The sequence below is a fragment of the Desulfobotulus alkaliphilus genome (assembly GCF_007830435.1).
In the GTDB taxonomy this organism is placed as follows: domain Bacteria; phylum Desulfobacterota; class Desulfobacteria; order Desulfobacterales; family ASO4-4; genus Desulfobotulus; species Desulfobotulus alkaliphilus.
The window spans coordinates 29102-52107 of sequence record NZ_VLLC01000012.1; the positions used below are offsets into that span (position 1 = coordinate 29102).

At 50.4% G+C, this 23006-nt stretch carries 26 protein-coding genes; 7 read left to right on the forward strand and 19 right to left on the reverse strand.

Annotated features, from left to right (window positions below):
* The first annotated feature begins 585 nt into the window (after nucleotides 1–585).
* The gene (locus LZ24_RS08650; RefSeq protein ID WP_144684591.1) at nucleotides 586–948 is read left to right on the forward strand and encodes a hypothetical protein; all 363 of its coding nucleotides are present in this window, start codon (nucleotides 586–588) and stop codon (nucleotides 946–948) included.
* A 120-nt stretch (nucleotides 949–1068) separates the two neighbouring features.
* Here LZ24_RS08650 and LZ24_RS08655 read toward each other — a convergent pair whose 3' ends face one another.
* The 6 genes from LZ24_RS08655 to LZ24_RS08680 all read right to left on the reverse strand — a co-directional run bounded on the left by LZ24_RS08655 (nucleotide 1069) and on the right by LZ24_RS08680 (nucleotide 4545).
* On the reverse strand, nucleotides 1069–1497 hold the full coding sequence (locus LZ24_RS08655) for a type II toxin-antitoxin system HicB family antitoxin (RefSeq protein ID WP_144684593.1): 429 nt from the start codon (nucleotides 1495–1497) through the stop codon (nucleotides 1069–1071).
* On the reverse strand, nucleotides 1481–1678 hold the full coding sequence (locus LZ24_RS18005) for a type II toxin-antitoxin system HicA family toxin (RefSeq protein ID WP_144684759.1): 198 nt from the start codon (nucleotides 1676–1678) through the stop codon (nucleotides 1481–1483). The genes LZ24_RS08655 and LZ24_RS18005 overlap by 17 nt, the downstream gene beginning before the upstream one ends.
* 178 nt (nucleotides 1679–1856) lie before the next feature.
* A complete protein-coding gene (locus tag LZ24_RS08665) occupies nucleotides 1857–2480 on the reverse strand; it encodes a hypothetical protein (RefSeq protein ID WP_144684595.1) in 624 nt (207 codons plus the stop codon).
* Nucleotides 2481–2508: 28 nt separating this feature from the next.
* Entirely contained in the window at nucleotides 2509–3624 is a 1116-nt protein-coding gene (locus tag LZ24_RS08670; protein WP_144684597.1) for a C45 family autoproteolytic acyltransferase/hydolase, read from the reverse strand.
* Nucleotides 3625–3814: 190 nt separating this feature from the next.
* A complete protein-coding gene (locus LZ24_RS08675; RefSeq protein ID WP_144684599.1) occupies nucleotides 3815–4213 on the reverse strand; it encodes a HEPN domain-containing protein in 399 nt (132 codons plus the stop codon).
* Nucleotides 4210–4545, reverse strand: coding sequence for a nucleotidyltransferase domain-containing protein (locus tag LZ24_RS08680; RefSeq protein WP_144684601.1), 336 nt, complete (start codon nucleotides 4543–4545; stop codon nucleotides 4210–4212). The genes LZ24_RS08675 and LZ24_RS08680 overlap by 4 nt, the downstream gene beginning before the upstream one ends.
* Nucleotides 4546–4850: 305 nt before the next feature.
* Between LZ24_RS08680 and nifU the strand changes: the two genes are divergently transcribed.
* Entirely contained in the window at nucleotides 4851–5678 is an 828-nt protein-coding gene (gene nifU / locus LZ24_RS08685) for a Fe-S cluster assembly protein NifU (protein ID WP_144684603.1), read from the forward strand.
* Nucleotides 5679–5680: 2 nt separating this feature from the next.
* The gene (gene nifS, locus LZ24_RS08690; protein ID WP_144684605.1) at nucleotides 5681–6844 is read left to right on the forward strand and encodes a cysteine desulfurase NifS; all 1164 of its coding nucleotides are present in this window, start codon (nucleotides 5681–5683) and stop codon (nucleotides 6842–6844) included.
* Between the two features lie 61 nt (nucleotides 6845–6905).
* Here nifS and LZ24_RS08695 read toward each other — a convergent pair whose 3' ends face one another.
* Nucleotides 6906–7262, reverse strand: a complete 357-nt coding sequence (locus LZ24_RS08695) for a PilZ domain-containing protein (RefSeq protein WP_186443018.1) — start codon at nucleotides 7260–7262, stop codon at nucleotides 6906–6908.
* Nucleotides 7263–7424: 162 nt separating this feature from the next.
* Here LZ24_RS08695 and LZ24_RS08700 point away from each other — a divergent pair, with 162 nt between their 5' ends.
* On the forward strand, nucleotides 7425–8051 hold the full coding sequence (locus LZ24_RS08700) for a YrbL family protein (RefSeq protein WP_144684609.1): 627 nt from the start codon (nucleotides 7425–7427) through the stop codon (nucleotides 8049–8051).
* A gap of 545 nt (nucleotides 8052–8596) precedes the next feature.
* Here LZ24_RS08700 and LZ24_RS08705 read toward each other — a convergent pair.
* From LZ24_RS08705 to LZ24_RS08740, 8 genes are all read right to left on the reverse strand, one after another.
* Nucleotides 8597–9361: an RsmE family RNA methyltransferase gene (locus LZ24_RS08705; protein ID WP_144684610.1), complete on the reverse strand. Its 765-nt coding sequence runs from the start codon at nucleotides 9359–9361 to the stop codon at nucleotides 8597–8599.
* A gap of 81 nt (nucleotides 9362–9442) precedes the next feature.
* Nucleotides 9443–9715 (reverse strand): type II toxin-antitoxin system YafQ family toxin, encoded by a 273-nt coding sequence (locus LZ24_RS08710; RefSeq protein WP_144684612.1) that lies wholly within the window; start codon nucleotides 9713–9715, stop codon nucleotides 9443–9445.
* Complete coding sequence (locus tag LZ24_RS08715) at nucleotides 9715–9975, reverse strand: type II toxin-antitoxin system RelB/DinJ family antitoxin (protein ID WP_144684614.1); 261 nt, start codon at nucleotides 9973–9975, stop codon at nucleotides 9715–9717. The genes LZ24_RS08710 and LZ24_RS08715 overlap by 1 nt, the downstream gene beginning before the upstream one ends.
* A 230-nt stretch (nucleotides 9976–10205) precedes the next feature.
* A complete protein-coding gene (locus LZ24_RS08720; protein ID WP_144684616.1) occupies nucleotides 10206–11117 on the reverse strand; it encodes a 3-hydroxyacyl-CoA dehydrogenase in 912 nt (303 codons plus the stop codon).
* Nucleotides 11118–11150: 33 nt separating this feature from the next.
* Nucleotides 11151–12218 carry a patatin-like phospholipase family protein gene (locus LZ24_RS08725; protein WP_144684618.1) on the reverse strand — a complete coding sequence of 356 codons (1068 nt, stop codon included), beginning with the start codon at nucleotides 12216–12218 and terminating at the stop codon, nucleotides 11151–11153.
* The gene (locus tag LZ24_RS08730) at nucleotides 12215–12706 is read right to left on the reverse strand and encodes a PaaI family thioesterase (protein WP_186443019.1); all 492 of its coding nucleotides are present in this window, start codon (nucleotides 12704–12706) and stop codon (nucleotides 12215–12217) included. Before LZ24_RS08730 ends, LZ24_RS08725 begins: the two co-directional genes overlap by 4 nt.
* Nucleotides 12684–13328 carry a TetR/AcrR family transcriptional regulator gene (locus tag LZ24_RS08735; RefSeq protein ID WP_186443020.1) on the reverse strand — a complete coding sequence of 215 codons (645 nt, stop codon included), beginning with the start codon at nucleotides 13326–13328 and terminating at the stop codon, nucleotides 12684–12686. The genes LZ24_RS08730 and LZ24_RS08735 overlap by 23 nt, the downstream gene beginning before the upstream one ends.
* Nucleotides 13329–13808: 480 nt before the next feature.
* Nucleotides 13809–15164, reverse strand: coding sequence for an alanine/glycine:cation symporter family protein (locus LZ24_RS08740; protein ID WP_144684624.1), 1356 nt, complete (start codon nucleotides 15162–15164; stop codon nucleotides 13809–13811).
* 810 nt (nucleotides 15165–15974) lie between these two features.
* On the opposite strand from LZ24_RS08740, the gene metE reads away from it, so the two are divergent.
* Nucleotides 15975–18263: a 5-methyltetrahydropteroyltriglutamate--homocysteine S-methyltransferase gene (gene metE / locus LZ24_RS08745; protein WP_144684626.1), complete on the forward strand. Its 2289-nt coding sequence runs from the start codon at nucleotides 15975–15977 to the stop codon at nucleotides 18261–18263.
* 65 nt (nucleotides 18264–18328) lie between these two features.
* On the opposite strand, the gene LZ24_RS17210 is transcribed toward metE, so the two are convergent.
* From LZ24_RS17210 to tsaA, 3 genes are all read right to left on the reverse strand, one after another.
* Nucleotides 18329–18481, reverse strand: a complete 153-nt coding sequence (locus LZ24_RS17210; RefSeq protein WP_186443021.1) for a hypothetical protein — start codon at nucleotides 18479–18481, stop codon at nucleotides 18329–18331.
* Between the two features lie 149 nt (nucleotides 18482–18630).
* Nucleotides 18631–19725 carry a ParM/StbA family protein gene (locus tag LZ24_RS08750; protein ID WP_144684628.1) on the reverse strand — a complete coding sequence of 365 codons (1095 nt, stop codon included), beginning with the start codon at nucleotides 19723–19725 and terminating at the stop codon, nucleotides 18631–18633.
* Between the two features lie 666 nt (nucleotides 19726–20391).
* Nucleotides 20392–21105 (reverse strand): tRNA (N6-threonylcarbamoyladenosine(37)-N6)-methyltransferase TrmO, encoded by a 714-nt coding sequence (gene tsaA / locus LZ24_RS08755; protein WP_246118563.1) that lies wholly within the window; start codon nucleotides 21103–21105, stop codon nucleotides 20392–20394.
* 608 nt (nucleotides 21106–21713) lie between these two features.
* Between tsaA and LZ24_RS08760 the strand changes: the two genes are divergently transcribed.
* Nucleotides 21714–22367 (forward strand): TIGR04211 family SH3 domain-containing protein, encoded by a 654-nt coding sequence (locus LZ24_RS08760; RefSeq protein WP_144684630.1) that lies wholly within the window; start codon nucleotides 21714–21716, stop codon nucleotides 22365–22367.
* On the opposite strand, the gene LZ24_RS08765 is transcribed toward LZ24_RS08760, so the two are convergent.
* Entirely contained in the window at nucleotides 22364–22759 is a 396-nt protein-coding gene (locus LZ24_RS08765) for a hypothetical protein (protein ID WP_144684632.1), read from the reverse strand. The two genes, LZ24_RS08760 and LZ24_RS08765, sit on opposite strands and share 4 nt — an antisense overlap.
* 29 nt (nucleotides 22760–22788) lie before the next feature.
* Between LZ24_RS08765 and LZ24_RS17585 the strand changes: the two genes are divergently transcribed.
* Nucleotides 22789–23006 (forward strand): hypothetical protein (locus tag LZ24_RS17585; protein WP_222427589.1); only part of this gene is annotated, 218 nt, incomplete at its 3' end.

Genomic DNA, 23006 nt, shown 5'->3' on the forward strand with positions numbered 1-23006 from the left:
GCAAAGCTCTGATCCGAAACGATTGCAATGTCACTTGCAAATAGCCACGGAGCCTTGCAACAGTACGATGCTGCTGTAATTACAGCATTAGCAGTTCAGAATAAACTGTGCTGAACAGTTACCAATCTGGAAATCACCCGACTTTCACCCATACATCACCCCATAAAGGAAAGAAAAAGGGCAAAAGCCCCTTTCGAAGCTTCCAACCTATAAAATGGCGGAAAAAAGATCAATCCCGGACACACAAAAAGCCCCCGCACCGAAAAAGGATGCAGAGGCTTTGTTTATGGATCAGTACCGGGGCCGGGTTGTAGTAAAAGGTAGCAAAAGGGTCTGCCCCCTTTTATGTATATATTTACTTGACATGGGGTGCTATGATCCCGGAGTTCAGAGACAAAAACGGATCAAATCTGCCTTTTCGTTTGCCAAGATTGTTGGCGGTGCTAACAGAATGGGCGCGGGCAGCAGGGTAGGGATACACAGGCACTTCATGGAAGGCCATACGTGGGCGGGTATTGTATCAGGGCATGGAACGTGCAGTCTCAAGCTGATATCTCACCATACAACCAACAGGGAGGAACGATCATGAGTAAAATGTGGAAGTCAGATTCGAAAAAAGTTGCCTGTGTCCTGATCATCGCCTGCGGCTTGGTATTGACAGCGGTCATGCCTGCACTGGCTGAAGAGAATTATGCCTGCCGGTGTAAAGGTATTAAACACTGGATTCTGTTCGTACCCTCCTATGCTAACTGCGGGAATGCATTTGAGGAAGGCATGAAAGGCGAGATGAAAAGGGACATCCCCCGTGAGGGCCTCTCTCGCTATATTCCTTCGGGAGTCAGCGGTCAGGTAATTACAGAAAAGTCAGAATGCGGATATTACCCGGATTCAGGCTGGAATTGCGGGAAGATGAATGAAGGTGTCCCTCCGCAATGCCTGAATAAATGAGATAACTTGCAACGAGGGTGTCCTTTAAAAGGCTTTCAAGGCTCAGCCTGAAGCGAAAGGGGTCTGCCTATACTGCGGACAAGACAAAGCCCCCGCACCGAAAAGCATGCAGGGGCTTTGTCATCTGGCAGGAAGTTTCCGGGGGTGTTGATTCTCACCTTTAGTAAAAGGGGGCTGACCCCTTTTATGTTCATGCTTCCAGTGAAAATGCATGTGCAGTTCCAGCTTTTCGGCAAGGGTTTTCTTTATATAGTCGTTGAGGCTCATACCCGAACCCTTTGCGGCAAGGGAGGCCTTTTTGTGCAGCTCTTCCCCGATGCGCACGTTAAAGGTTCCGGACATGGGACGCTCCGGCTCCCTGCCAAGCATTTTGCAGGTTTCCAGATAATCATCCACCGCCTCCTCAAAGGCATGGCGCAGTGCTTCCACCGTTTCCGCCTCGTAGGTGACCAGATCATGGATGCACTCAATTTTTCCATGCAGTACATTGTCTTCATGGCTTATTTCGGAAGAGCCATAAAATCCCTTGTACTTAAAAAGACCTTTCATCGGATTCACCCATATCGGATAATTTTTCAATTACCTGATCAATTGCATACATTTTCAGTTCATTGCCCGGATGTGGCCTGTGAAGACTGATGATGGTTTGTGTTTCTTTATGGACAAACTTACACCGGGAACCGCTGCCCTGAAGGGCCTCAAAACCAAGGGCTTTCAGAAGGGAAACCAGTTCATCCCATGTAAAATTTCTGGGTCTGGAAAAGAGCCTTTTTCAGAAGTTTTTCTTTTTTTCCCATATGCAGAAGAGACCTTTGTATTCGGCCCCACTTTTTGCAACTGCAATTCAGTTGCGGCGTATCTGGCAATGGTTTTTTATACCATAACCCTATGAAAAGGGGGGAAAAAGATCACTTCAGGACACGAAAAAACCCCCACACCAAAAAAGATGCAGGGGCTTTGTTTATGGATCGGTTCCGGGGTCGGGTTGCGGCATCATGATCCCGGAGGGACTGAGATAAAGCGAAAAGGGGTGTGACCCCTTTTATGTTCTGAAGAAAATTCACGCCGCCGCCGGGCCATTCCCACAGGGCCTGAGCCAGAGCGATGCACTCGCAATCCAGAAAATGATTGTCTTTTCGAAGCTGCACCCAGACCTGCCGCCCGGCCTCTTCCCGAAGCTCTTCCGCCGTGATCTGGCGCAGGGGGGTTCCCAGCTTGCTGAAGGTGGGGAGGCTGGTGGATGCGCCCTTGGTCACCCATACCTGACACCCACGGCACAGGCCCCAGCGGCTGTCCAGCCAGAGATAGGCCTCGTCCCGCATGGTCTGGCCCGTGTCGTAGGCGTTGCCGCCGGAATCTCTGGCCGACCGCCAGATCTTCATCCGCAGGCCCGGTTCTCCGTCGATGGGCCAGCTCCGCTCATACAAAAGATGATCCAGATCCGCCCCGTCCGGCGAGAATCCCCTCCAGTTCGGTGTTCCGTTCAGGTGGCCCCTGTTTTTTAACCGCTTTGAGCGGTTCCATGCTTTCAAGCCATAGGCTTTGCCGCTGGCCTATGACTTATTTTTTTACAAGATTAAAAAAAGGCTTCAGATCCACACCCGTCCAGTCCTGATATCCCGGCACCTTCACCATGAGGCTTCGTTCCGCAGGGACGGCCACAACCTGATACACCGTACGGATCTTTCCTTCTTCAGGCCATGTGGCCCCGCCCTGATCCATGGGGATATCCAGAAGGGCCATCATGGTGCTGACATCCATTTTTCCCCTGTGGCTGTGACCAAGGCTCAGCAGGTTCTCCCTCCGCAGGGGGGACTCAAATCCGGTATCCGGCTGCAGGGCCAGCCCCCATGCAGGATGGACAAAATGATTGGTGGCCACCAGCAGCCCATCGCTGTCCCCGTCCCGGCGCTTCATATCAAAGGGTGCCCATTCATAGGCAAAGGCTTTGCTGGCATCGGCCACATTGATAATAAAGGTAAACTCCGGTCGGGTGGAATGAAAGGCCGCATCCACCGGCTCCATCCCCTTGTAATCCATGAGAAAGCCCATGAGACTGACAATGGCGGGGACCCGGTTGGTATAGGTCAGGCCTCCGCCCGAAGGCAGCCCGTTGTTCAGCTCCATGAAAAGACCTTCCGCATTCATGCCCGTTGTCATGTAAACAACCCCGGCAAAGGTGATGGTGGCAGAAGGAATACCGGAATCCGGATGCCAGACAGCCACGGTGAGCTTTTGGGCAAAATCTGCATAGGAGTCAAACCAGTCATAATTTCTGCCCGCCACAAGGGGACCACCGCCTGTAAAATCCCCCCAGGCAAAAATTCCGGAACATCCGGTCAGAACGCCGTAAAGTTCAAGGGCATTGAGGCGGAGCTGCTGGCCGGGGGAAAGCCCTGAGGTTTCTGCCATGCCGGTAAGAATATCCCTGAAACGTTTGGGATAAAATGCATAAAGGGCCTCCGCCGTCTGATCCATAAGAAGCGGAGAAAGGCCCTTTTCCTTCAGAAAATAATTTTCTATGGCCAGACCGTAGAGTTCCTGCAGCTCGTTGGCAAGAAGACTGCCGTACTGCCTGCCCATGGCATGGAAAGATCCGTGCAGATCCAGCACAGCCAGCTTTCCGGATCTGTAAAGCGCCCCGCCTTCAAAACGGGTATGGGGTCCGGTGATCATGCCCCCCTCCTTTAAAAAAAATTGTCAAATAAAACAGCACCTATCCTGTTCAAGCCTTACCTCTTTTTTGCTTGATTCCTGCTTAGGCCGAATGGTGCAGATGGCCTGCCCCTACAAATTTTTTTTATCGATATGTATAGAGCAGAGTTTATGGGGGCAGCTTCAAATTTTGGAGTGGCACAAAACCGCCCTAACGGATCTGATCTTCTGCCATGGCATAAAGATTTCTGGCAAGTTCGAGAAATTTTCCGGCGCTTTCCATGGAAGGTTTGCCATCCGGCATCAGACCAAGATCCCCCGGATACCTTGCATGAATATAGATATCGTTGAGATCTTCAAGCATGTCTTCATGTTCTTCAAGAAAGTCCGGTGCAATACGGTTTTTCAGTGTAATCAGATCGTGCTGTTTCGGGATATGTCCACATCGGTATTCCAGAAGTGCCTTGAGGGATTTTTCTATGGCTTGCTGGGCATGAAATGCGGTGATATGGCTTAAATGCTCACAGGGAAATATATGTTCACAGGCCATGATATCGTCCTTTGCCGCTTTCAGCCATTCCACAGCCATCCACCTGTTCGGATTACTCATAGGAGTTGTTGTCCTTTCTCATGGATTTCCCTGGAAAAAGAGCTGTTGGCTTTGACAAAATTTTCGCTCATGGTGCGGGTGTGGACAATCAGATCAATCCCCCACTTTTTTCGGATATCCTGTATGGAACGGGAATAGCGCCTTGCCAGCTTTCTTTTTTCTTCCCATGTGGCAGGGGTAAAATTGTCCTTTGTGACAACGTAGAGATCAATGTCACTGTCCTCCGTAGCTGTCCCGGAAGCATGGCTTCCGAATAGAATAACCTTTTCCGGATCCATGGGCTGAAGGCAGCGGATGATTTCTTTTTTCAGGGCTTCGATGGTTTCCGTCATTGTGTGAGGGTCTCCACTGTAAGGTTTTTTTCAATCTGTTTACATTACTATACAATATCCAGACAAAGAATCCAGTAGGGAAGAGGTTCACAGATAATAAAAAAAGTTGTTGAAAAAACGTCTGCTGCAGCCCCCCTTGTTTCGGGACATGCCCCATAATATCTTTTATTTTCAAAAGATCCGAGATTTTTCCCATGTGCACCTGTCATTTTTTCATTCCGTACTTATACTTTCTTGGGTTATAAGGAAGCTGGACTGCCAACCTGCCCGGACAAAGGGCGGACAACCATAGGAGAGCAACACGTATGTGGGATTACACAGACAAGGTTCGGGAGCACTTTCTGAACCCAAGAAACGTCGGCGAAGTGGAAAATCCGGACGGAATCGGTGAAGTGGGCTCCATTGCCTGCGGCGATGCCCTGAAACTCACCTTCCGCCTTGGAGATGATAAAAAAATTGCCGAAGCAAAATTCAAAACCTTCGGCTGCGCCAGTGCCATTGCCTCTTCCTCCGCACTCACGGAAATGATCATCGGCAAAACCCTGGAGGAAGCCGAGAACATCAGCAACGAAAACATAGCAGAGTTTCTCGGAGGCCTTCCCAAGGAAAAAATTCACTGCTCTGTCATGGGTCAGGAAGCTCTGGAAAAAGCCATTGCCTACTACAGGGGCGAGCCGGAAAAGGTGCTGGAAGGAGAAATTGTCTGCCACTGCTTTAACGTGACGGATGTGGACATCCAACGGGCCGTGAAGGAAAAGGGCCTGAAAACCTTAGAGGATGTCACAGGCTACCTCAAGGCCGGTGGCGGCTGCGGCAACTGCCACGAAGAAATCTCCAATATCATCAAGGCAAGTCAGGGAATCTCCATTATGGAGCCGAAAAAACCGGCTGCCGGACTGACCAATCTCCAGAAAATCCGGAAAATAGAAGAAACCCTTGAAATCGAAATCAAACCGGCACTGATGCGGGATGGCGGAAATATCGAGCTGGTGGACGTGGATGGCAATCGGGTACTGGTTCGCCTGCAGGGTGCCTGCGCCACCTGCTCCAGAAGCCGCATCACCCTGAAAGACCACGTGGAAGCCAGACTGCGCACCCTCGTGGCCCATGACCTTGTGGTGGAGGAGGCCTGAATATGACCCCTGTTTATCTGGACAACAATGCTACCACCAGGGTGGCCGATGAGGTCCTTGAGGCCATGCTCCCTTATTTTACAGAGTTTTATGGCAACCCCTCATCCATGCACACCTTTGGCGGTCAGGTCGCCAGTCAGATACAAAAAGCCCGCCAGCAGGTGGCAAGCCTTCTGGGGGCAGCAAGCAGCGATGAAATTCTTTTTACCAGCTGCGGCACGGAATCCGACGCAGCGGCAGTCCATGCCGCACTCAGGGCCTTTCCCGAAAGAAAGCATCTGATCACCTCCACGGTGGAGCATCCTGCCATCAAAGCCCTTTTTGAAAAGCTTGGCAAAGAGGGCTTTCGCATCACCACCATTCCCGTGGATGACCGGGGCAGACTGAACATGGATCTGCTGGAAAAAAGTCTGGATGAAGATACGGCCATTGTCAGCATGATGTGGGCCAATAACGAAACGGGCACCCTCTTTCCCGTGGAAGCCATCGGAAAACTCTGCAGGGAAAAGGGCATCCTCTTCCATACGGATGCGGTGCAGGCCGTGGGAAAAATTCCCATGGACCTTAAAACCATGCCCATTGACCTTTTATCCCTGTCCGGGCACAAACTCCATGCGCCCAAGGGTGTGGGGGCCCTGTACATCAGAAAGGGAACGCCCTTTACGCCTTTCATTGTGGGCGGACATCAGGAGCATGGCCGCAGGGCAGGCACGGAAAACGTGGCCTCCATCATTGGTCTGGGCAGGGCCTGCCTTCTGGCCGAAGAAAAGATGGCCGAAGAAAACACCCGGGTCAGGGCCATGCGGGACCGCTTAGAAAAGGAACTTCTCAGCCGTATCCCCAAATGCTTTGTCAACGGAGATCTGGATGCCCGTCTGCCCAATACCTGCTCCATCAGCTTTGAATACATTGAGGGAGAAGCCATCCTCCTGATGATGAACCAGTATGGTATCTGTGCCTCTTCCGGCTCGGCCTGTACCTCGGGTTCCCTTGAGCCCTCCCACGTACTCCGGGCCATGGGCGTTCCCCATACGGCAGCCCACGGCACCATCCGTTTCAGCTTGAGCATCTACAACACAGAGGCTGAAATGGATGCGGTCATTGAAAAACTCCCGCCCATTGTCAAACGCCTAAGGGAGATGTCGCCCTTCTGGTCAGAGGCATGAGCCCATGGCGTGAAAAAAAAATGTGAAATAAAAAACCGCCCCTTCCGGGCGGTTTTTTATTTCAGCACATTTCCATAAAGCGCCGGATACGGTTTCTGTCCGGTGGAATCATATAAAGGAAGGCACAGCCAATCCCTGTTCTTTCAAAGCCCTCATAAACCGTTACCCAGCGCACCTCCATCACCGCAGGTGCCGTGAGAACCAGCATGTCCTTTCCCTTCAATGCTTTTAACTGAAAACGGTCCCCCTGTTTAAAGGTGGTTTCCGATTCAGTTTTTAAACTCAGGGCAAGGCCACCCTCACTGATATTCAGAACGTTTGCGCAGAAAATACGCTCTTCCTTCGCCCGGATTTCACCGGCCACCTCATCCTTTACGGAAAAATAGACTCTGGGCCATTTACGGTTTTCCCTTATCATAGGCGCCATCCTTATGCTCACTAGTTAATAAGATTCCGTCAAAAAGCTTGATAAAACTCCGTCAAAAAGTGTAAAGACATACTCCATGCTACAGCCCCCTTGCAAAGCCGGGCGTTTTACTTATTTTATTAAATTGATTTAAAAAACAGCAAAGCAGACTCCATGCAAAACCATTTTATTTTACTCAATGAAAACCTTCGCATAGGTAAAGGTGGAATGCGCATCTGCTACCTCCACCCATCCAATCCAAATATTATCATTAAAATAGAAAAAAAAGGTACTCCATATAATATAACACCAAATAAGTGGGAATATCGCCATTATCAAGAAATAGTGCAAGCCCATGGAGAGGTTTCTGGCCTAAGCCGCATCTTCGGTATTATAGAAACCCAATTCGGGAAAGGGCTCATGGCTGAGGCCATAAGGGATCCCGACGGATCCCTTTCACCAACACTGGCAAAAGCGATTCAGCATCCTGACAAATGGAATCCCTCTGCACTGCTAAAAGCAGTAAAAGATCTTATGCATCATATTTGTGATCTGGATATCCGGCTCTTTGATTTTAATCTAGAAAATATCATTCTACAAACAAATCAGCAAAACGAACTTCAGGCAATCATCATTGATTTAAAAGGCCATTACGCCAATCATGAATGGATCCCCATCTCCAGCTGGTTTGATTTCTTTGGTAGAAAAAAAAGGGATAGAAGAATACTTCGATTAATAAAAAACCTAGAAGCTAAATGCAATAAAAAAACAAACCCAAATCAACATAATCATCAGTGTTAATTACAATATAATTTCAAAATATAAATATGATAAAAAAATTCATCCTCCGCTCTAAACAGGTAAAACAGCCTGATTGCTGTCGCCAAATCTGAAGCAACAACGGGTAATTTATCCAGTGCGTTCAGACCTCACTGGTAACAACCATAATTAAAAAAAAACTGCCATACGAATAAGATCATTTCCCACTCGACGCAGATAAAAATACCTGATCATTGTCATTAAGCCTGACACAGAAACTATTCTGTCGAGTGCGTTTTGAACTTCTGAGTAACTTGAATTTAGTTCTTTTAATTCAAAAGCTTAAAAAATGGCCAATTATCTATCACTGATCGAAATTAGTTTGAATCCTGCACAAGTTACTCTACGACAAGACGCCCTAGCAGGGCGTGAGCTGCTTCTGAGCAACTTAAATTTAGCTCTTTTAAATCAAAATCTTAAAAAATGGTCAATTATCCATCACTGACCGAAATGAGTTTGAATCCGGCACAAGTTACTCTACAACAAGATGCCCTAACAGGGCGTGAGCTGCTCTTTAGTAACTCATTTCAGGGTAAACAGTGCTGTATCAATGCAGCAGCTACAATAGCAGCGGTCTCAGTTCTTAGAATCCGGGTTCCCAAAGTCACCGCCTGAGCAGATGCAGCCCGCAGGGCAGCCACCTCATCCCTGTCCAGCCCCCCTTCGGGTCCAACCACCAGCACAATATCACCGCTTTGATACAGAGACAGGGCCCTGCTAAAGGAAAACTGCTTTTCCCTTTCATCCAGCACCAGACAGAGTCCGGCGCTGGCAGCCAGATCAAGGATGGATGAAAAATCCTTTACGGGGAAAAGCATGGGAATATCCGGCCTGCGGCATTGCCGGGATGCCTTTCGGAGAAGATGGGGCCAGCGGTGGGATTTTTTCTGCCCTGCATCCCGCATTTCAAGGGTTGCGGAACGCCGTGAAACAAAGGGATGGATGGCATCCACCCCCAGTTCCGTGGCCTTTTCCAAAACCAGCTCAAAACGCTCCTTCTCCGGAAGGGCCTGACAGAGATGCAAAAAAGGTTCTTCCGGTGCAGGCCCCAGATCCTCAAAACAATGGGCAGAAACAATATTTTCCCTTGTTCCAAGCAGGCGGGCCCTGAACAAACGGCCATCCTGAGCCTTTACGGTTAAGACCTCACCCGGTCTTGCATCCCAGAGCAAAAGCGCTTCTTTGCCCTCCGCAGCCAGAGGCACTTCCCCTTCCCCCTTTTCAGGACTGCCATCCAGCAGAATCTGGGAAATTCGACGAAACCTATTTTTTTGAAATATATTTCTTACCACAGCTACTCCACCTGGCTTTCAATAAACCCATAAATAAGGAGTATTTTACGGCGTCCATGCCTGATAGCGGGCTGACAACCCTCATTTTTGAAATAAATCAGAGTGGGTTCCAGTCCGCTCAAAAACAATGCGATCAGGCTCTGACAGGTATATTAACAACCAGTCGGATTCAATATGGCACTCCCTTCGGCCCTTCCAATTGCCAATTAACTTGTGGTCACGATGAATACCATCCAGTGATTCCCCCGCAAGCAGAGCGAGGATGATCATCTTCAATTTTTCTATATTTTTCCCACGCTTTTTCATCAGTTTAGCATCACGCTCAAACTGTTTTGTATATACTGGAGTCCGCATCAGATACCTAACTTTTTGAACATATCGTCAGCATCTTTACATATGATCAAATCTCGTCCCGCATCCGTATCGGAAAAAGTCCTGCGTGTAACATCGTCAGGAATAGCTACATCAAAAGGTAAGCCATTTTTTAATTCAACCTGCTTATAAAACAAGGTAATTGCCTGCGTAGTTGTCAACCCAAGCTGTTTGAATATATACTCAGCTCTGCTCTTTAAATCGGGTTCTATTCTGGCTCTTATGCTGGATGTTTTACCCATGTCTGCCTCCTTTTACTTAATTTATATAAAGGTAGCTCAATGGGGGTACGTTGTCAAAAATTTGCCTGATCCAGTACCTGACCCGGCATTGAAATACCATGCCATCCCTGACCGTTGCCACGAAAGTCTCCGGCCAAAATGCAGAATATGAAAAGGGCCTTTTCCCTTAAAGAAAAGACCCTTCCCACAAAGCCAAATGAACATCCATTTAATTAAAAACCCAAAAAAAATCAGCCGGAAGCCTGTGTGCCTTCAAGGAAATCGGGCTGTCCCCAGGCAGGAGCCGGATAGGAATAAAAACCCGTACCCGTTTTGGCCCCAAGCTTTCCTTCATCCACAAAGGGCTTAAGATACGCCGCATTGGCCTTTGCCTGGGAAGCCTTTGTCACGGAAGCCCAGTAATCGGTAATTTTCCAGACGGTCTCCAGCCCCACCTGATCCATCATGCCAAAGGGGCCTATGGGCATCTGCATGACACCCATCCATGAGCGGTCCACATCCTCAGGGCTGGCAACCCCCCTTGCCGCCAGCGTAAGGGCTGAACCCAGCAGGGACATGAACATGGAGTTAAAGACATAGCCCGGATTTTCCCTGTGCATTTCAATGGGAATCATACGGATGGCCTTCACAAAATCCTGTATGGCTGCCATGGTTTCCTTTGAGGTACCGGGATGGGGCATGATATCCACAATGCGGTCCACTTCGGGATTATGGAAATGCAGGGCAGCAAAGCGATCCGGTCTGCCTGTGGCCCCGGCAAACATGGAGGGCATAAGGGAAGAGGTATTGGTGGTGAAGATGGCATGCTCCGGGCACAGCCTGTTCAGTTCACCAAAAACCCGCCCTTTGAGGGCAGGATCTTCGGGTATGGATTCACTGATAAAATCCGCATCCTTTGCAGCTAAGGCCATGTCCGTAAAAGAAGAGATACGCGCCAGAACACCCTCTTCCTCCGAAGCCGCAATGGCCCCTCTGGCAACGGCCCTTCTGACAATACGCTCTACCCCCTTCTGCGCATCGGCAAGGGCCTTCTCACTGATATCATAAATCCGGGTTTCAAAACCTGCCGCTGCCGTTAAAAAGGCAATTTTTCTCCCCATGGTGCCACTGCCCACAATGAGCACCGTCTTGATTTCCTGCATAATGCCTCCTGAATTTGTGTTTAACAATTGCTCTTACTCCGCAATGGGCTGCACCAGATCTTCAATGCGCCCCTTTTCCCATGCTTCAAGAAAGGTCTCTCCAAGGCGCTGACTTTCCGCCACGGCCCTTTTCCAGAAACGCAGCCTCCCTGCATCATCGCCTTCAAATTTTTTAAAATCCCTGCGGTCAGGAATCCGTCCATAGGGCAGTTTTTCCACATACTCAGGGGAAGGGGCAAGCAAAAGAACATCGCTGAGCTCCGAGGCCGAAGCCCTTCGCTTCATATTCTTTTTATCAAACCAGCCCGGTACCACCTCAGGATAAAAATGGGGATAAAGGGCAATGCCGTTTTCCACGGGACCGGGCGGCAGGGGATGATAATCCACAAGTCCACCGTCCCTAAAAATCCCGGCTCCCGCACCGGGAATCCCGGAGACGCCGCTCATGAGAAAGGGAATGGAGCCCGTGGCCAGCAGGGCCGAGCGCAGATTCTCCGAAGCCAGGGGTACAGGTGTTACCCCCTGAAAACCTCCCTGCACCAGATTGTCTTCCCGTGGATCATGGAAAACCACCCGCTCAAACCGCCTGACATAGGCATCCCGGCCCTTCATATTAACGGTAAAGGCCATGCCCAGGCCTAAGGCCAGAGCCAAAGGATTTTCCGAAGCCAGCCCCCCCCGGCACCGGATAACGGAAAGATGCAGCCTGAAAACAGGGTGGGAAAGGATTTCTCTGGCAGCCCCCGGCGGCAAAAAGGCATCCACAATGCGCAGGGCTTCCTGATCCACATGACGCCTGCGCACAGGTTTTTTGTAAAACTGATGAATATAAGCATGGGCCAGAAAATCAAAGGCTGCCCTTGCATCTTTCCTTGCTGCTGCGGCCAGCTTCCATGCGCCGATACTGGTTCCGAACAGGGGAACGGGATGGGAAGCCTTCGAAAGAAAATCACCAAAAACCGCCGTATCCAGCCCATGGATACCCAGCCATTTGGCCGCCCCCGAAGCCCCCAGAACCAGCCGGACATCGGCTACAGAAAAACCCTGACTGCGAATACGTGCGTAAGCCCTTGGCCCCGCCAGAAAAAGAAGGGATTTCATGCGCTCCTCCACATGCTTTCGTTCATGGCATCCAGCATATTCTCCGGCACAAGATTCATCCGTGTAAAGGTCTCTGCCGTGAACAGGGCAAAAACACCGGAGCTTTCCGCACAGACCTCTCCGGAACTGTTTCGGATTTCCGCCTTCAAAAGGGCCTTTCTGGGAGAAATCCGTTCCGCCACAGCGCTTTCCACCCGGACTTCTTCCTCAATACGTACCGGCCTCTTAAAACGTACGGTCATTTCCTGGGTCAGAATAAAATGGCCGGTCAGATGGATGGCTGCCCAGCTCATGGCTTCATCCAGTATGGTGGCCAGTACGCCCCCATGCACCAGTGTATGCCAGCCCCTGAGATGCTCAGGGATGACAAGCCGGGACCGGATCCGCTCTCCATCGGAAAAAAAACGCATATGCAGCCCGTGGGCATTGCCCTGACCACAGGCAAAACAATGGGGATCTATGTTTTTAAGGGCTGTCCACTCCGCCACAGTCAAAACCTCCTTCGTATAGAGCCAGTGTTTCAGGGCCGGCATCCAGAATGGCAAGGGCCGCACGAATCATGGCTTTTCTGTGATGTTCTTCGCTGTCTCCAAGGTGATGCCTGAAATAATGGGAACCTTCACTTAGGGCCAGCAGGGCCGATACGGCACCGGACACATCCCCAGCGCCGATGATACCCGCATTCTTTGCCGCAAGGACTTCCCGCTCCAGAAAGCGGCGGTATCTCCCGTACAGATGATCCACCCGCCTTGCCACTTCCCTGTTTCTGCGGGCAATGGCCAGAAAGGAATAGACCACGGAAAGGGCAACGGCCCCATACCAGGAAGGGCCCCATATGGTGGACAGAATTACCAGAAGACGCTGCTCCGGAGGCCCGTCCTTGGGCAGGCGGCCGATGAGCTGTCCATACACTTCCAGTACCCGGTCCACCAGTTCCATGAGCATCTGCTCTTTGGTGCCGAAATAATGGATCACAAGGCTGGGATGGATATCTGCCCGCGCTGCCACCTTGGCAACGGAGGCATTTTCTATTCCCTCTTCCCGGATCGCATCATAAAAAGCATCCAGTATCACGGGTTTTCTTTCCTGGGCATTCTGTCTTTTTCTCAATATTTTTCCCTCCAGCAAACTATTGAACACCTGTTTAATAAAAACAGCCATTCACCGCAAGCCTAAAATCAAAGACAAGGGGGAGTAAGCCGAAAAAGTGGCCTGCTCCCCCAAAAAAAACAAGGTTTATTGGTCCAGTGGTTCAAAGGGCATTTTGTGGTCTGTCCGGATCATTCATTTTACCGGTTCACTGAGTGCCAGAAAACCGGATCTTCTCAGACGTTGTTCATACTTCCCTCTACTATCTCAAAAAAACCGGTACTTTGGCAAGGATAAGAAACAGAGCAGAGGCAATAAATCCTGTTACGATTCAGCAGTTTTCCCGTCTGTCAGGGATCTGCAGGCCTGAAGAAAAACATTCGGACTGTACTCCTGTACCCGGTTTTCAATGTCCTGTCCCTACAAAAGGACTTTCCTTTTCAGTCTGAACAGCAAGGCGCAAAAGCACAGATCCGGCCCCATGGACACAGCTTCGGAGAATCAGGAACGAACTTCCTCGAAATACTCCTTTGTATATCGAACCACCACAGGTGTCAGTATGAGAAGGGCTATCAGGTTGGGAAAGGCCATCATGCCGTTGAAGACATCGGCAAGACCCCAGACCAGTTCCAGCTTGAGCGTGGCACCGATGGCCACGAAAAGCACATAGACCACCCGATAGGGCAGAACCGCCTTTTCACCGAAAAGATACTCAATGGACTTTTCCCCGTAATAACACCAGCCCAGCATGGTGGAATAGGCAAAAAGGATCAGGCCGATGGTGACAATATAAGATCCAAGGCCCGGCAGGGCCATTTCAAAGGCCCCTGCGGTAAGGGAGGCACCCGTTGCTCCGGAAGACCAGGCACCGGTGAGGATAAGCACAAGCCCTGTCAGGGTGCAGACCACAAGGGTATCAATGAAGGTCTGGGTCATGGATACAAGGGCCTGGGTTACGGGATGGCCCGTCTGCGCGGCAGCAGCGGCAATGGGCGCACTGCCGAGGCCGGATTCATTGGAAAAGACCCCCCTTGCCACACCCATGCGAATGGTCAGCATGAGTACGGAACCGGCAAAACCACCGGTGGCAGCAATTGGAGAAAAGGCATGGGTAAAGATCAGGCCGAAGGCTGCGGGAATCTGATCGGCAAAAAGCAGGAGTACGGCAATGGAAGCCAGCATATAAAAAACGATCATCACAGGAACCAGCACACTGGTCACCCGGCCGATGGTTTTAATGCCCCCAAGCACCACCGTGGCCACGAGAACCATGAGCACAAGGCCCGTTACCCACACGGGGATATTAAAGGTGGACTGAACCGCATCCGCCACGGAATTGGACTGCACCATATTGCCGATTCCAAAGGCAGCGATACTGGCAAAGAGGGCAAAGAGCACAGCCATCCACTTCCAGCCCACACCCTTGGCAATGTAGTACATGGGACCGCCACGCATTTCCCCCTTTTCATCCTTTTCCCTGTAGGCCACGGCAAGTACGGCCTCTGCATACTTGGTGGCCATCCCCAGAACACCCGTCACCCACATCCAGAAAAGGGCACCGGGTCCGCCAATGGCTATGGCCGTGGCCACACCGGCAATGTTACCCGTTCCCACGGTGGCAGACAGGGCCGTCATCAAAGCCTGAAAGTGGGAAATGTCCCCTTCTTCCTTCTTATCTTCCTTACGCTTGACCAGGGCCAGATACAGGGCATGCATGAGTGCGGAAACCTGAATCCCCCGCAAAGCCCATGTCAGCCATATCCCCGTCCCCACCAGAAGCACCAGCAGCGGCGCACCCCACACAAAGCCACCGGCAATATCCACCCAGTTTTCCAGCCTGTCCAGCCATGCTTCCATAATAAAGATCTCCCATGATTGTTTGCACCGGGGAAAAAACAGACGATTTCAAGTTCAAAAAACCACCGGCAAATGTTCAGGTTCAATGACAATTCACTGTGCCTTCAGGCAATGCATCATAAGGAAGAAACCAGAACGGCAACTCCCTGCATCCACCCGAACAACCCCGCACCCCTGCATCAAAAGCATACACATCCTTTGACAATACGGGCAGAGACCCGGCACAGCTATGCGTATATGATTCAAGGGGATATAAGCCAGATACCTTGTACACGCAAGTTTTTTTATTGTCTTTTTTCACTTTGGATATCTGATTTTATTCTTTAAAAAATCATTCCTTCCTTGTAATTATTCAGAACAGTTTTCCAGATACCATAACTTCCAGACAGATGCACAGGCCCCAGGCTATTTGCCCGTGACGCAATCTTATTCGGGAGCTTCTTGCCCTGTGCGGAAGCGGCAAAAACCCCCCGCCACAGGCAGGATAAGCTTTTTGATTACCATGGCAGGCTTTAAGCACGCTGCCTTTGTGGCGGCTCAGACAGTTTGCCGCTTCTTTCGCACAGGCCTGCAAAACTCTGATCCGAAACGATTGCAATGTCACTTGCAAATAGCCACGGAGCCTTGCAACAGTACGAAGCTGCTGCTGCAATTATAGCATTGGCAGTTCAGAATAAACGGTGCTGAACAGTTACCCTTCCTTTTCCTTCATTTTTTAACACCATGGACCGGACAGCAACATTTGCCTTGCAAAATTCAAGATATAAATATATCTTGATATAAAAATAACAAAATAAAGGAGAAGCAAAATTGAAAACCACCATCATCGGCTACCCCCGCATCGGCTGTAACCGCGAACTCAAAAGGGCCACGGAAAGCTATTTCCAGAACAGAATCAGCCCCGAGAACCTCAATGAAGAGGCAAGGGCCCTGCGAAAAACTCACTGGGAAAAACAAATCCGCAAAGGAATTGATTTTCCCGTATCCAATGATTTTTCCTTTTACGATACCCTGCTGGATACGGCCCTTCTCTTCGGCCTCATACCGGAACGCTTTGCCACCCTGCCCCAGGATCCCCTGATCCGCACCTTTGCCATGGCAAGGGGATACGAAAAAAACGGATACCAGGCCAGTGCCCTTGCCATGAAAAAATGGTTCACTACCAACTACCATTATATGGTCCCCGAAGTGGACGAGAGCAGCCGCATCGGGCTTTCAGGGCACAAACCCCTCACGGAATTCAGGGAGGCCCTGTCCGCAGGCCTGCTCACCCGGCCCATGCTCACCGGGCCCTATACCCTTTTGCGCCTGACCCGCTTCAGCGGAGAGACTTCGGCTGAAGCATGTGCCCAAGGCCTCATCCCCGCCTACGGCCAACTGCTTTCAGCCCTTGGAAATGCCGGAGCACAATGGGTACAACTGGATGAACCCTGTCTGTGTCTGGACATGGATGCGGACGAAAAAGCCCTCTTCCATTCCCTTTACCAGAGCCTTGGTGAAAGAAATCCCGGTGTTAAGATATTGCTGCAGACCGCCTTCGGTGACATTACCAGGGTATATGACAGCCTTTCTTCCCTGCCCGTTCAGGCCATCGGCATGGACTTTGTGGAGGGCCCGGACAACCTCCTGAAGCTGGAAAGTGACGGCTTTCCTGAAGATAAAATACTGGTGGCAGGCATAGTAAACGGCCGCAATGTATGGCGGAACAATTACAAAAAAAGCCTTGACCTCCTTTCCCGCATGTCAAAACATCTGCCCGAAGAACGCATATGGCTTGCCCCCTCCTGCTCCCTGCTGCACCTGCCCTATTCCCTTGCACCGGAAACCGCACTTTCCCATGAAATCAAAGAAATTCTGGCCTTTGCCGAAGAAAAAATGGATGAACTGGGGGAGCTTGCAATCCTTTTTTCAGAAAAGAACCCGGAAAAGCACTCCCTCCTTATCCGCAACCAGCAACGCTTTGGGGAGGCTGAAAAAATCCCCGGCCGGATCATCCCGGATGTCCGCAAGAAAACCAGCAGCCTCCGGGGCCAGTCTTTCCGGCGCATGCCCGATGCCGACACAAGAAAAAGCTGCCAGCAGAACCGTCTCAGGCTGCCCCTTTTTCCCACAACCAGCATCGGCTCCTTTCCCCAGACACAGGAAATCCGTGCCATGCGCCGCCGTCACCGCAAAGGGGAAGTGGACCAAAGCACATATGAAACCTTTCTGCGAAACCGCACGGAAGAATGCGTAAGGCTTCAGGATGACATGGGGCTGGATGTGCTGGTCCATGGCGAGTTTGAACGCAATGACATGGTGGAATTCTTCGGAGAGCAGCTGGAGGGCTTCGTTTTTACAGAAAATGCATGGGTGCAGTCCTACGGAACCCGCTGCGTCAAGCCTCCCATCCTTGTGGGGGATGTGCGCCGCCCCGGTCCCATGACCGTGGACATCTGGCGCTTTGCGGAAAACTGTACAAAAAAGCCCGTAAAAGGCATGCTCACCGGTCCTGTGACCATCCTCAACTGGTCCTTTGTGCGGGAAGATGTGGAAAGTACGGAGTGCCTGCTTCAACTGGCTCTGGCCATACGTGAAGAGGTTCTGGACCTCGAAGCTGCGGGATGCGGCGTCATACAGATTGATGAAGCGGCCCTGCGGGAAAAGCTGCCCCTGAAAAAAAAGGACTGGAAGGCTTATCTGGACCATGCGGTCAATGCCTTCCGGCTCTGCCACGATGGGGTAAGGCCGGACACACAGATACACACCCACATGTGCTACAGTGAGTTCGGGGATATCCTTGCAGCCATTGATGCCATGGATGCGGATGTCATCACCATTGAAGCCTCCAGAAGCGCCCTCTCCCTTGTGGATCAGCTGAAGGAAAGCCCCTATGCAAGGGATATCGGACCGGGCGTTTATGACATCCATTCGCCCCTCATCCCCGGAGAAAAAGAAATTCTCTCACGGCTTGAGATCCTGCTTTCCACCTTCAGGCCGGAACAGCTCTGGGTCAATCCGGACTGCGGTCTCAAAACCCGCAGCCAGAAAGAAGCGGAACAGTCCCTCAGGGCCATGGTGAACGCGGCAAAGACGCTTCGGGAAACATACAGGGCCTGAGTTGGCCAGCGTCTGTCTGTCAGCCATGGAAAGCATCAACCAAACATGGCCTGGCTTTGTCCTTATCAGGCAGGGTGGTGCAGGGCAATCATCTCTGCACCACCTTCTGTCGTCTTAAACGTGCGAAGATCCTCATTTTGCGCATGGCTGGAGGTGATGGGCAGGCAAAGCAGGACAGCCAATACGATGAGAACCAGATGTGCATTCATTTTCAGCATGACGTGATTCCTTTATAAGGCAGTTGGCCAGCCTCTATCTGTCAGCCATGGGAAGCATCAATCAAGCACGGCCTTACTTTGTCCTTATCAGTCAGGGTGATGCAGAGTAATCGTTTCTGTACCATACAGCCCGTAACGCTCCCGTCGGGTTATGATTTTCCAGCAGCACTGGATGGTGTCACAGGAGGCTCTGAAGCAGGGGAGGCTGTGGTGGAAGGCAAAGGAACAGGAGTTTTTCGCCACCGGCTCTTCCCGAAGCGGAGATATCCGTCCACATTATAAAATCTTGGATCGCTCACCTTTTCAAGGGCCGGAAGCACGGGAATTTCAAGTTTCGGAGCAAGAAAAGAGGCAAGCGCCTGACTTCCGCCGCCCGTCAGAATCACCCCGTGCATATCCCATTCATCCGACCACAAACGACCAATTTCACCGGCAAGCTCTTCCGCCGCCCTTGCAAAAACCCGGTCCCTGAGATTGGCAATGTGATACTCTTTACCCCGGATCTGTATGGCGCCCTTTTCCACGGCCTCATACAGACGATACAGTTCCACCTGCACACCGGATTCCCTCTTGAGCTTTTCTGATATGGCCATAAAACTTCGGGACATGCCCATATCCACCGTTGAACTGCTGCGTTCGACATAACTCATGCGGTCAAAAACAAGAAAATCCGTGGTCCTGAAGCCAATATCCACCACACCTATTTTTTTATCCGCCATTCCCCGATTCACAAGGCGACCATTTTCATCCATGAGAACACCAAAAACCGTGCCCAGAGGCTGTGGCATAATCTGTACCGCATGAATCGTGACATCACGACTTTCACGACTCCCGTCCGGCCAGTGATACACAAGCTGATGCTTACCGGACATGGCTTTTATCATTTTTTCATAATCCTGCTTTAAAAAAACAACGGGAAGCCCTGTCACAACATTAAGGGTAATACCCGTTTCAGCAAAAAGACCCGCCGCCGTCAGTGAGAGAACCGGCAGAAAATCTTCCAGAAGGCGCTCCTGATCCAGGGTAAACTGCCTGACTGAAGACTGGGCAATGGCAAAATCACCAATAAAATAGCCTTTACCATCCACACTGACATGGAGATTATCCACAATCTCCCTGTTGCCAAGACCGGTTGAGAACTGAATGTCCGTTGTTTCTCCCAGAACCGACTTAAAACATAAAGACTTGCGGCCGTTGGTAACTTTTGTGAATCCAAATCCAACATCAATACCGATGATCTCCATGACAGACTTCCTCCTTGGGGCCTCCGTTAAAAGACAGGGTCTTTTTCAAGACCCCAGCAGGTGCCCGGCGGGCCACCTTTTTTCCTTTGCCTATCAAAAAGCAAAAACCGGACCATAGCCTCACTAAATGTGTATTTGCAATTATTCAACACAGTTTATTACGAACTGCCAATGCTATAGTTGCAGCAGCTTCGTACTGTTGCAAGGCTCCGTGGCGATTTGCAAGTAACATTGCAGTCGTTTCGGATTCCGGCACTCAAGCCATAAATCCAAAGCCTGCGAGAAAAACAATAGACTTTTACAGGCTTGAGTGCCGTAGTGCTAATAAGAAGCGGCAAACTGCCTGAGCCGCCACAAAGGCAGCGAACTGAAGTCTGCCATGGTAATCAAAAAGCGTATCCTGCCTGTGGCGGAGAGTTTTTGTCGCTTCCGCACAAGGCAAAATGCTCTAAGAATCCGGCACTCAAGATCCATAGGCATTTTTGCTCCCGTAAAGGGCTTGAGCTTTTCAGCTTGAGTGCCGGATTCCGTCACGGGTAAATAGCCTGGGGTCTGTGCATCTACACTCTATGCGGTCCGTCTGAACAGCCCAAAACAGTGGCACGCTGTCAGAAAATCGCCGGTCTGCCAGAAAACAAACATCCCATAAAGGGTATTCAATCCGGCTTAAAGGGGAAAAAGCTCTGTCACCTCTACCCCTTTTTCCCTGAAAAACCACCGCACCTCGTACCCGGCGATCCTGGTTCCAAAGGGGCCGGATCGTCTGGAGTAAGCTGGCCTCGGGTCCATGGAGAGGATTTCAGAAATCAGGGGCCTTAAATCCCTTTTGCCCGCCAGGACATCGGCCCTGCACTGTGCATGGACGGACGGAGCGAAAAAAACTTCCAGGCAGGATACGGGAGAATCCGTAGCAAAACCTCCGGAAGCATCCGTAACGGCATCTCCATAGGGAAGATAGGGCTTGATATCCAGAACAGGTGTCCTGTCCACAAAATCTCCGCCAGAGACAAAAAGAACCACGGCCTCATGATTTACCAAAACCCTGTCCAGCCTCACCACGGAAAGACCGATGGGATTGGGACGAAAAGGACTTCGGGTGGCATAAACGCCCATACGCCTGTTTCCTCCCAGACGCGGGGGCCTTACGCCAGGCTTCCAGCCCGCTCCGAGGTGGGCATGAAAAACAAAAAGAACCCAGATATGGGAAAAATTTTCCAGCCCCCGGACGGCCTCCTTCGAAGCATACTCAGGCCGCATATGGATTTCAGCAAAGGCGGATGGGGCAAGACCTGCCTGCCTTGGGATACCAAACTTCTCCTGAAAACAGGAATGGATATCAGCAATGGTGTCAAAAGAAAATTTTTCGTTCATGGCTTTCATAAAATATTTCCGTTTTTTTCCCGGCCGCAATCATTCTGAAAAAAGCAAAAAGTACACCAGAACTGCAAACAAAATATAATCTGATTATCACTCTCTTTCATCCATAGAAACTTTAAGCCATGGAAATTACATGTCCAGATTTTGCGATTGTTGACGGGCACCCGTAAAGGGTGCCCCTACAAAACAGGGGCCGTAAAAACCATTCGTAGGGGCAGGCCTTGCGCCTGCCCGCATGAAAGCTCTCACCATGGACCTGACAACAATCTGGCCAGCAGGCTATGCTGAGTCAGGGTAGTAACCAGAAAATATAAAACACCCGTAAGATCTCTATTCAATATTCAGTCCCTCCTGGCGGCATTTTCCTGACTTTTCAGCTGGCATCCTAAGACCAGGGGGGCAGCTGACGATAGGGAAAACACGGGGAGGCTGGATGCAGATTTACATTTATATCATTTCCAGATATAAAATCGAACCAGAACAATCAACGGCAATGTCCATGGCCTTCATCTGATTCTGCCGCGTCTCTGAAATGTGATCAGCGACAAAAAAATAACATCACTTTTTCCAGACGACCTGCCATACAGGTTTTCCCATAAGGACGGAATTTCATGCGTTACTTTATTTTCTTTTTCACCTTGCTGCTTATGGCCCCATGCACCCCCCGTCTGCTCCTTGCAGATCAGGCTTATGTGACAGATTCCCTTGAAATCAGCATACGGAGAGGCCCCACCACAGCACACCGAATTCTTCGGTTCATTGAGTCCGGGCATCCTGTAAAGGTTCTGGAGGAAAATGATGGATGGTCCCTTGTCCAGACCCTTGATTCAGCCTCCACAAACGGTTGGGTATTAAGCAGGTACCTGACCCGGAAACTTCCTCTAAAAAAACAGGTTCTTCGACTTGAAGAAGAAAACCGGGACCTCACGGAACGGTTTACCAGCACCTATGCTGCATGGGAAAAAGCAGAACAGGAGGGCATAGATCTGAAAGAAGCCCTTTCCCAAACCCAAACCCTGCTGGATGAGACCCGGGAAAAACTGGATCAGCTCACTAAGGATTCAGCAGGCTATCTTTATCTCAAAGAAAAAGCAGAGACCCTTGAAAAAGAAAGGGATACTCTGCTCCATGAAAACATTGTCCTGCGTACACAGACCCGAAACCAAACCCTTCTCATCGGTGGCGGTCTTGTTTTCGCAGGTCTTTTCCTTGGCTTCGTATGGGGCCGCAGACAGAGAAGATACGCCTCTGGCCGCCTCCTCTAGTCAGACTGAAGCCGCAGATGCCTGCGAACCGTTTCAATTCTTTTTTCCATATGCTCCGGTGTCCTGATTCCGGAAAGCGTCATCATCTCTGAAGCAGCCTCAAGGGGATTTTCATTCTGTCTTTCAAGGGAAAGCCTGAACCAGAGGGGCAGCACAAGCTCCATCTGATGGATAAGGGCTTTGGCGTGCAGCCGGAGTCCGTCAGCCCGTTTGAGGTCTGCTCTGTTTAAGCGGTCTTTCCTTGAACTCCTTTCAATGATTTTAAGATCTTCGGCTATCTTTTTCTTAAGTTTTCTGTACTGGAACACAGGAGATATAATGAAGCGGATAAGAATATAACCGAAACTCCCCAGAAAAAAACCAACGATAATACCCCATACAACACTGTCCATGCCCCAAAAAACCTTTCCGAAACGGTGGTATGCAACCCATTGAGTTCAGGTACATCCTTCAAAATAAAATTGTAATTATTCAGCACAGTTTATTCCGAACTGCCAATGCTGTAATTGCAGCAGCTTCGTACTGTTGCAAGGCTCCGAGGCTATTTGCAAGTGACATTGCAATCGTTTCGGATCAGAGCTTTGCAGGCCTGTGCGAAAGAAGCGGCAAACTGTCTGAGCCGCCACAAAGGCAGCGTAC

Coding starts and splice junctions, on each gene's coding strand:
- LZ24_RS08650 (WP_144684591.1), top strand. CDS start 586: ATGAGTAAAATGTGGAAGTCAGATTCGAAAAAAGTTGCCTGTGTCCTG.
- LZ24_RS08655 (WP_144684593.1), bottom strand. CDS start 1,497: ATGAAAGGTCTTTTTAAGTACAAGGGATTTTATGGCTCTTCCGAAATA.
- LZ24_RS08670 (WP_144684597.1), bottom strand. CDS start 3,624: ATGATCACCGGACCCCATACCCGTTTTGAAGGCGGGGCGCTTTACAGA.
- LZ24_RS08675 (WP_144684599.1), bottom strand. CDS start 4,213: ATGAGTAATCCGAACAGGTGGATGGCTGTGGAATGGCTGAAAGCGGCA.
- LZ24_RS08680 (WP_144684601.1), bottom strand. CDS start 4,545: ATGACGGAAACCATCGAAGCCCTGAAAAAAGAAATCATCCGCTGCCTT.
- nifU (WP_144684603.1), top strand. CDS start 4,851: ATGTGGGATTACACAGACAAGGTTCGGGAGCACTTTCTGAACCCAAGA.
- nifS (WP_144684605.1), top strand. CDS start 5,681: ATGACCCCTGTTTATCTGGACAACAATGCTACCACCAGGGTGGCCGAT.
- LZ24_RS08695 (WP_186443018.1), bottom strand. CDS start 7,262: ATGATAAGGGAAAACCGTAAATGGCCCAGAGTCTATTTTTCCGTAAAG.
- LZ24_RS08700 (WP_144684609.1), top strand. CDS start 7,425: ATGCAAAACCATTTTATTTTACTCAATGAAAACCTTCGCATAGGTAAA.
- LZ24_RS08710 (WP_144684612.1), bottom strand. CDS start 9,715: ATGCGGACTCCAGTATATACAAAACAGTTTGAGCGTGATGCTAAACTG.
- LZ24_RS08715 (WP_144684614.1), bottom strand. CDS start 9,975: ATGGGTAAAACATCCAGCATAAGAGCCAGAATAGAACCCGATTTAAAG.
- LZ24_RS08720 (WP_144684616.1), bottom strand. CDS start 11,117: ATGCAGGAAATCAAGACGGTGCTCATTGTGGGCAGTGGCACCATGGGG.
- LZ24_RS08725 (WP_144684618.1), bottom strand. CDS start 12,218: ATGAAATCCCTTCTTTTTCTGGCGGGGCCAAGGGCTTACGCACGTATT.
- LZ24_RS08740 (WP_144684624.1), bottom strand. CDS start 15,164: ATGGAAGCATGGCTGGACAGGCTGGAAAACTGGGTGGATATTGCCGGT.
- LZ24_RS17210 (WP_186443021.1), bottom strand. CDS start 18,481: ATGCTGAAAATGAATGCACATCTGGTTCTCATCGTATTGGCTGTCCTG.
- LZ24_RS08750 (WP_144684628.1), bottom strand. CDS start 19,725: ATGGAGATCATCGGTATTGATGTTGGATTTGGATTCACAAAAGTTACC.
- tsaA (WP_246118563.1), bottom strand. CDS start 21,105: ATGAAAGCCATGAACGAAAAATTTTCTTTTGACACCATTGCTGATATC.
- LZ24_RS08760 (WP_144684630.1), top strand. CDS start 21,714: ATGCGTTACTTTATTTTCTTTTTCACCTTGCTGCTTATGGCCCCATGC.
- LZ24_RS08765 (WP_144684632.1), bottom strand. CDS start 22,759: ATGGACAGTGTTGTATGGGGTATTATCGTTGGTTTTTTTCTGGGGAGT.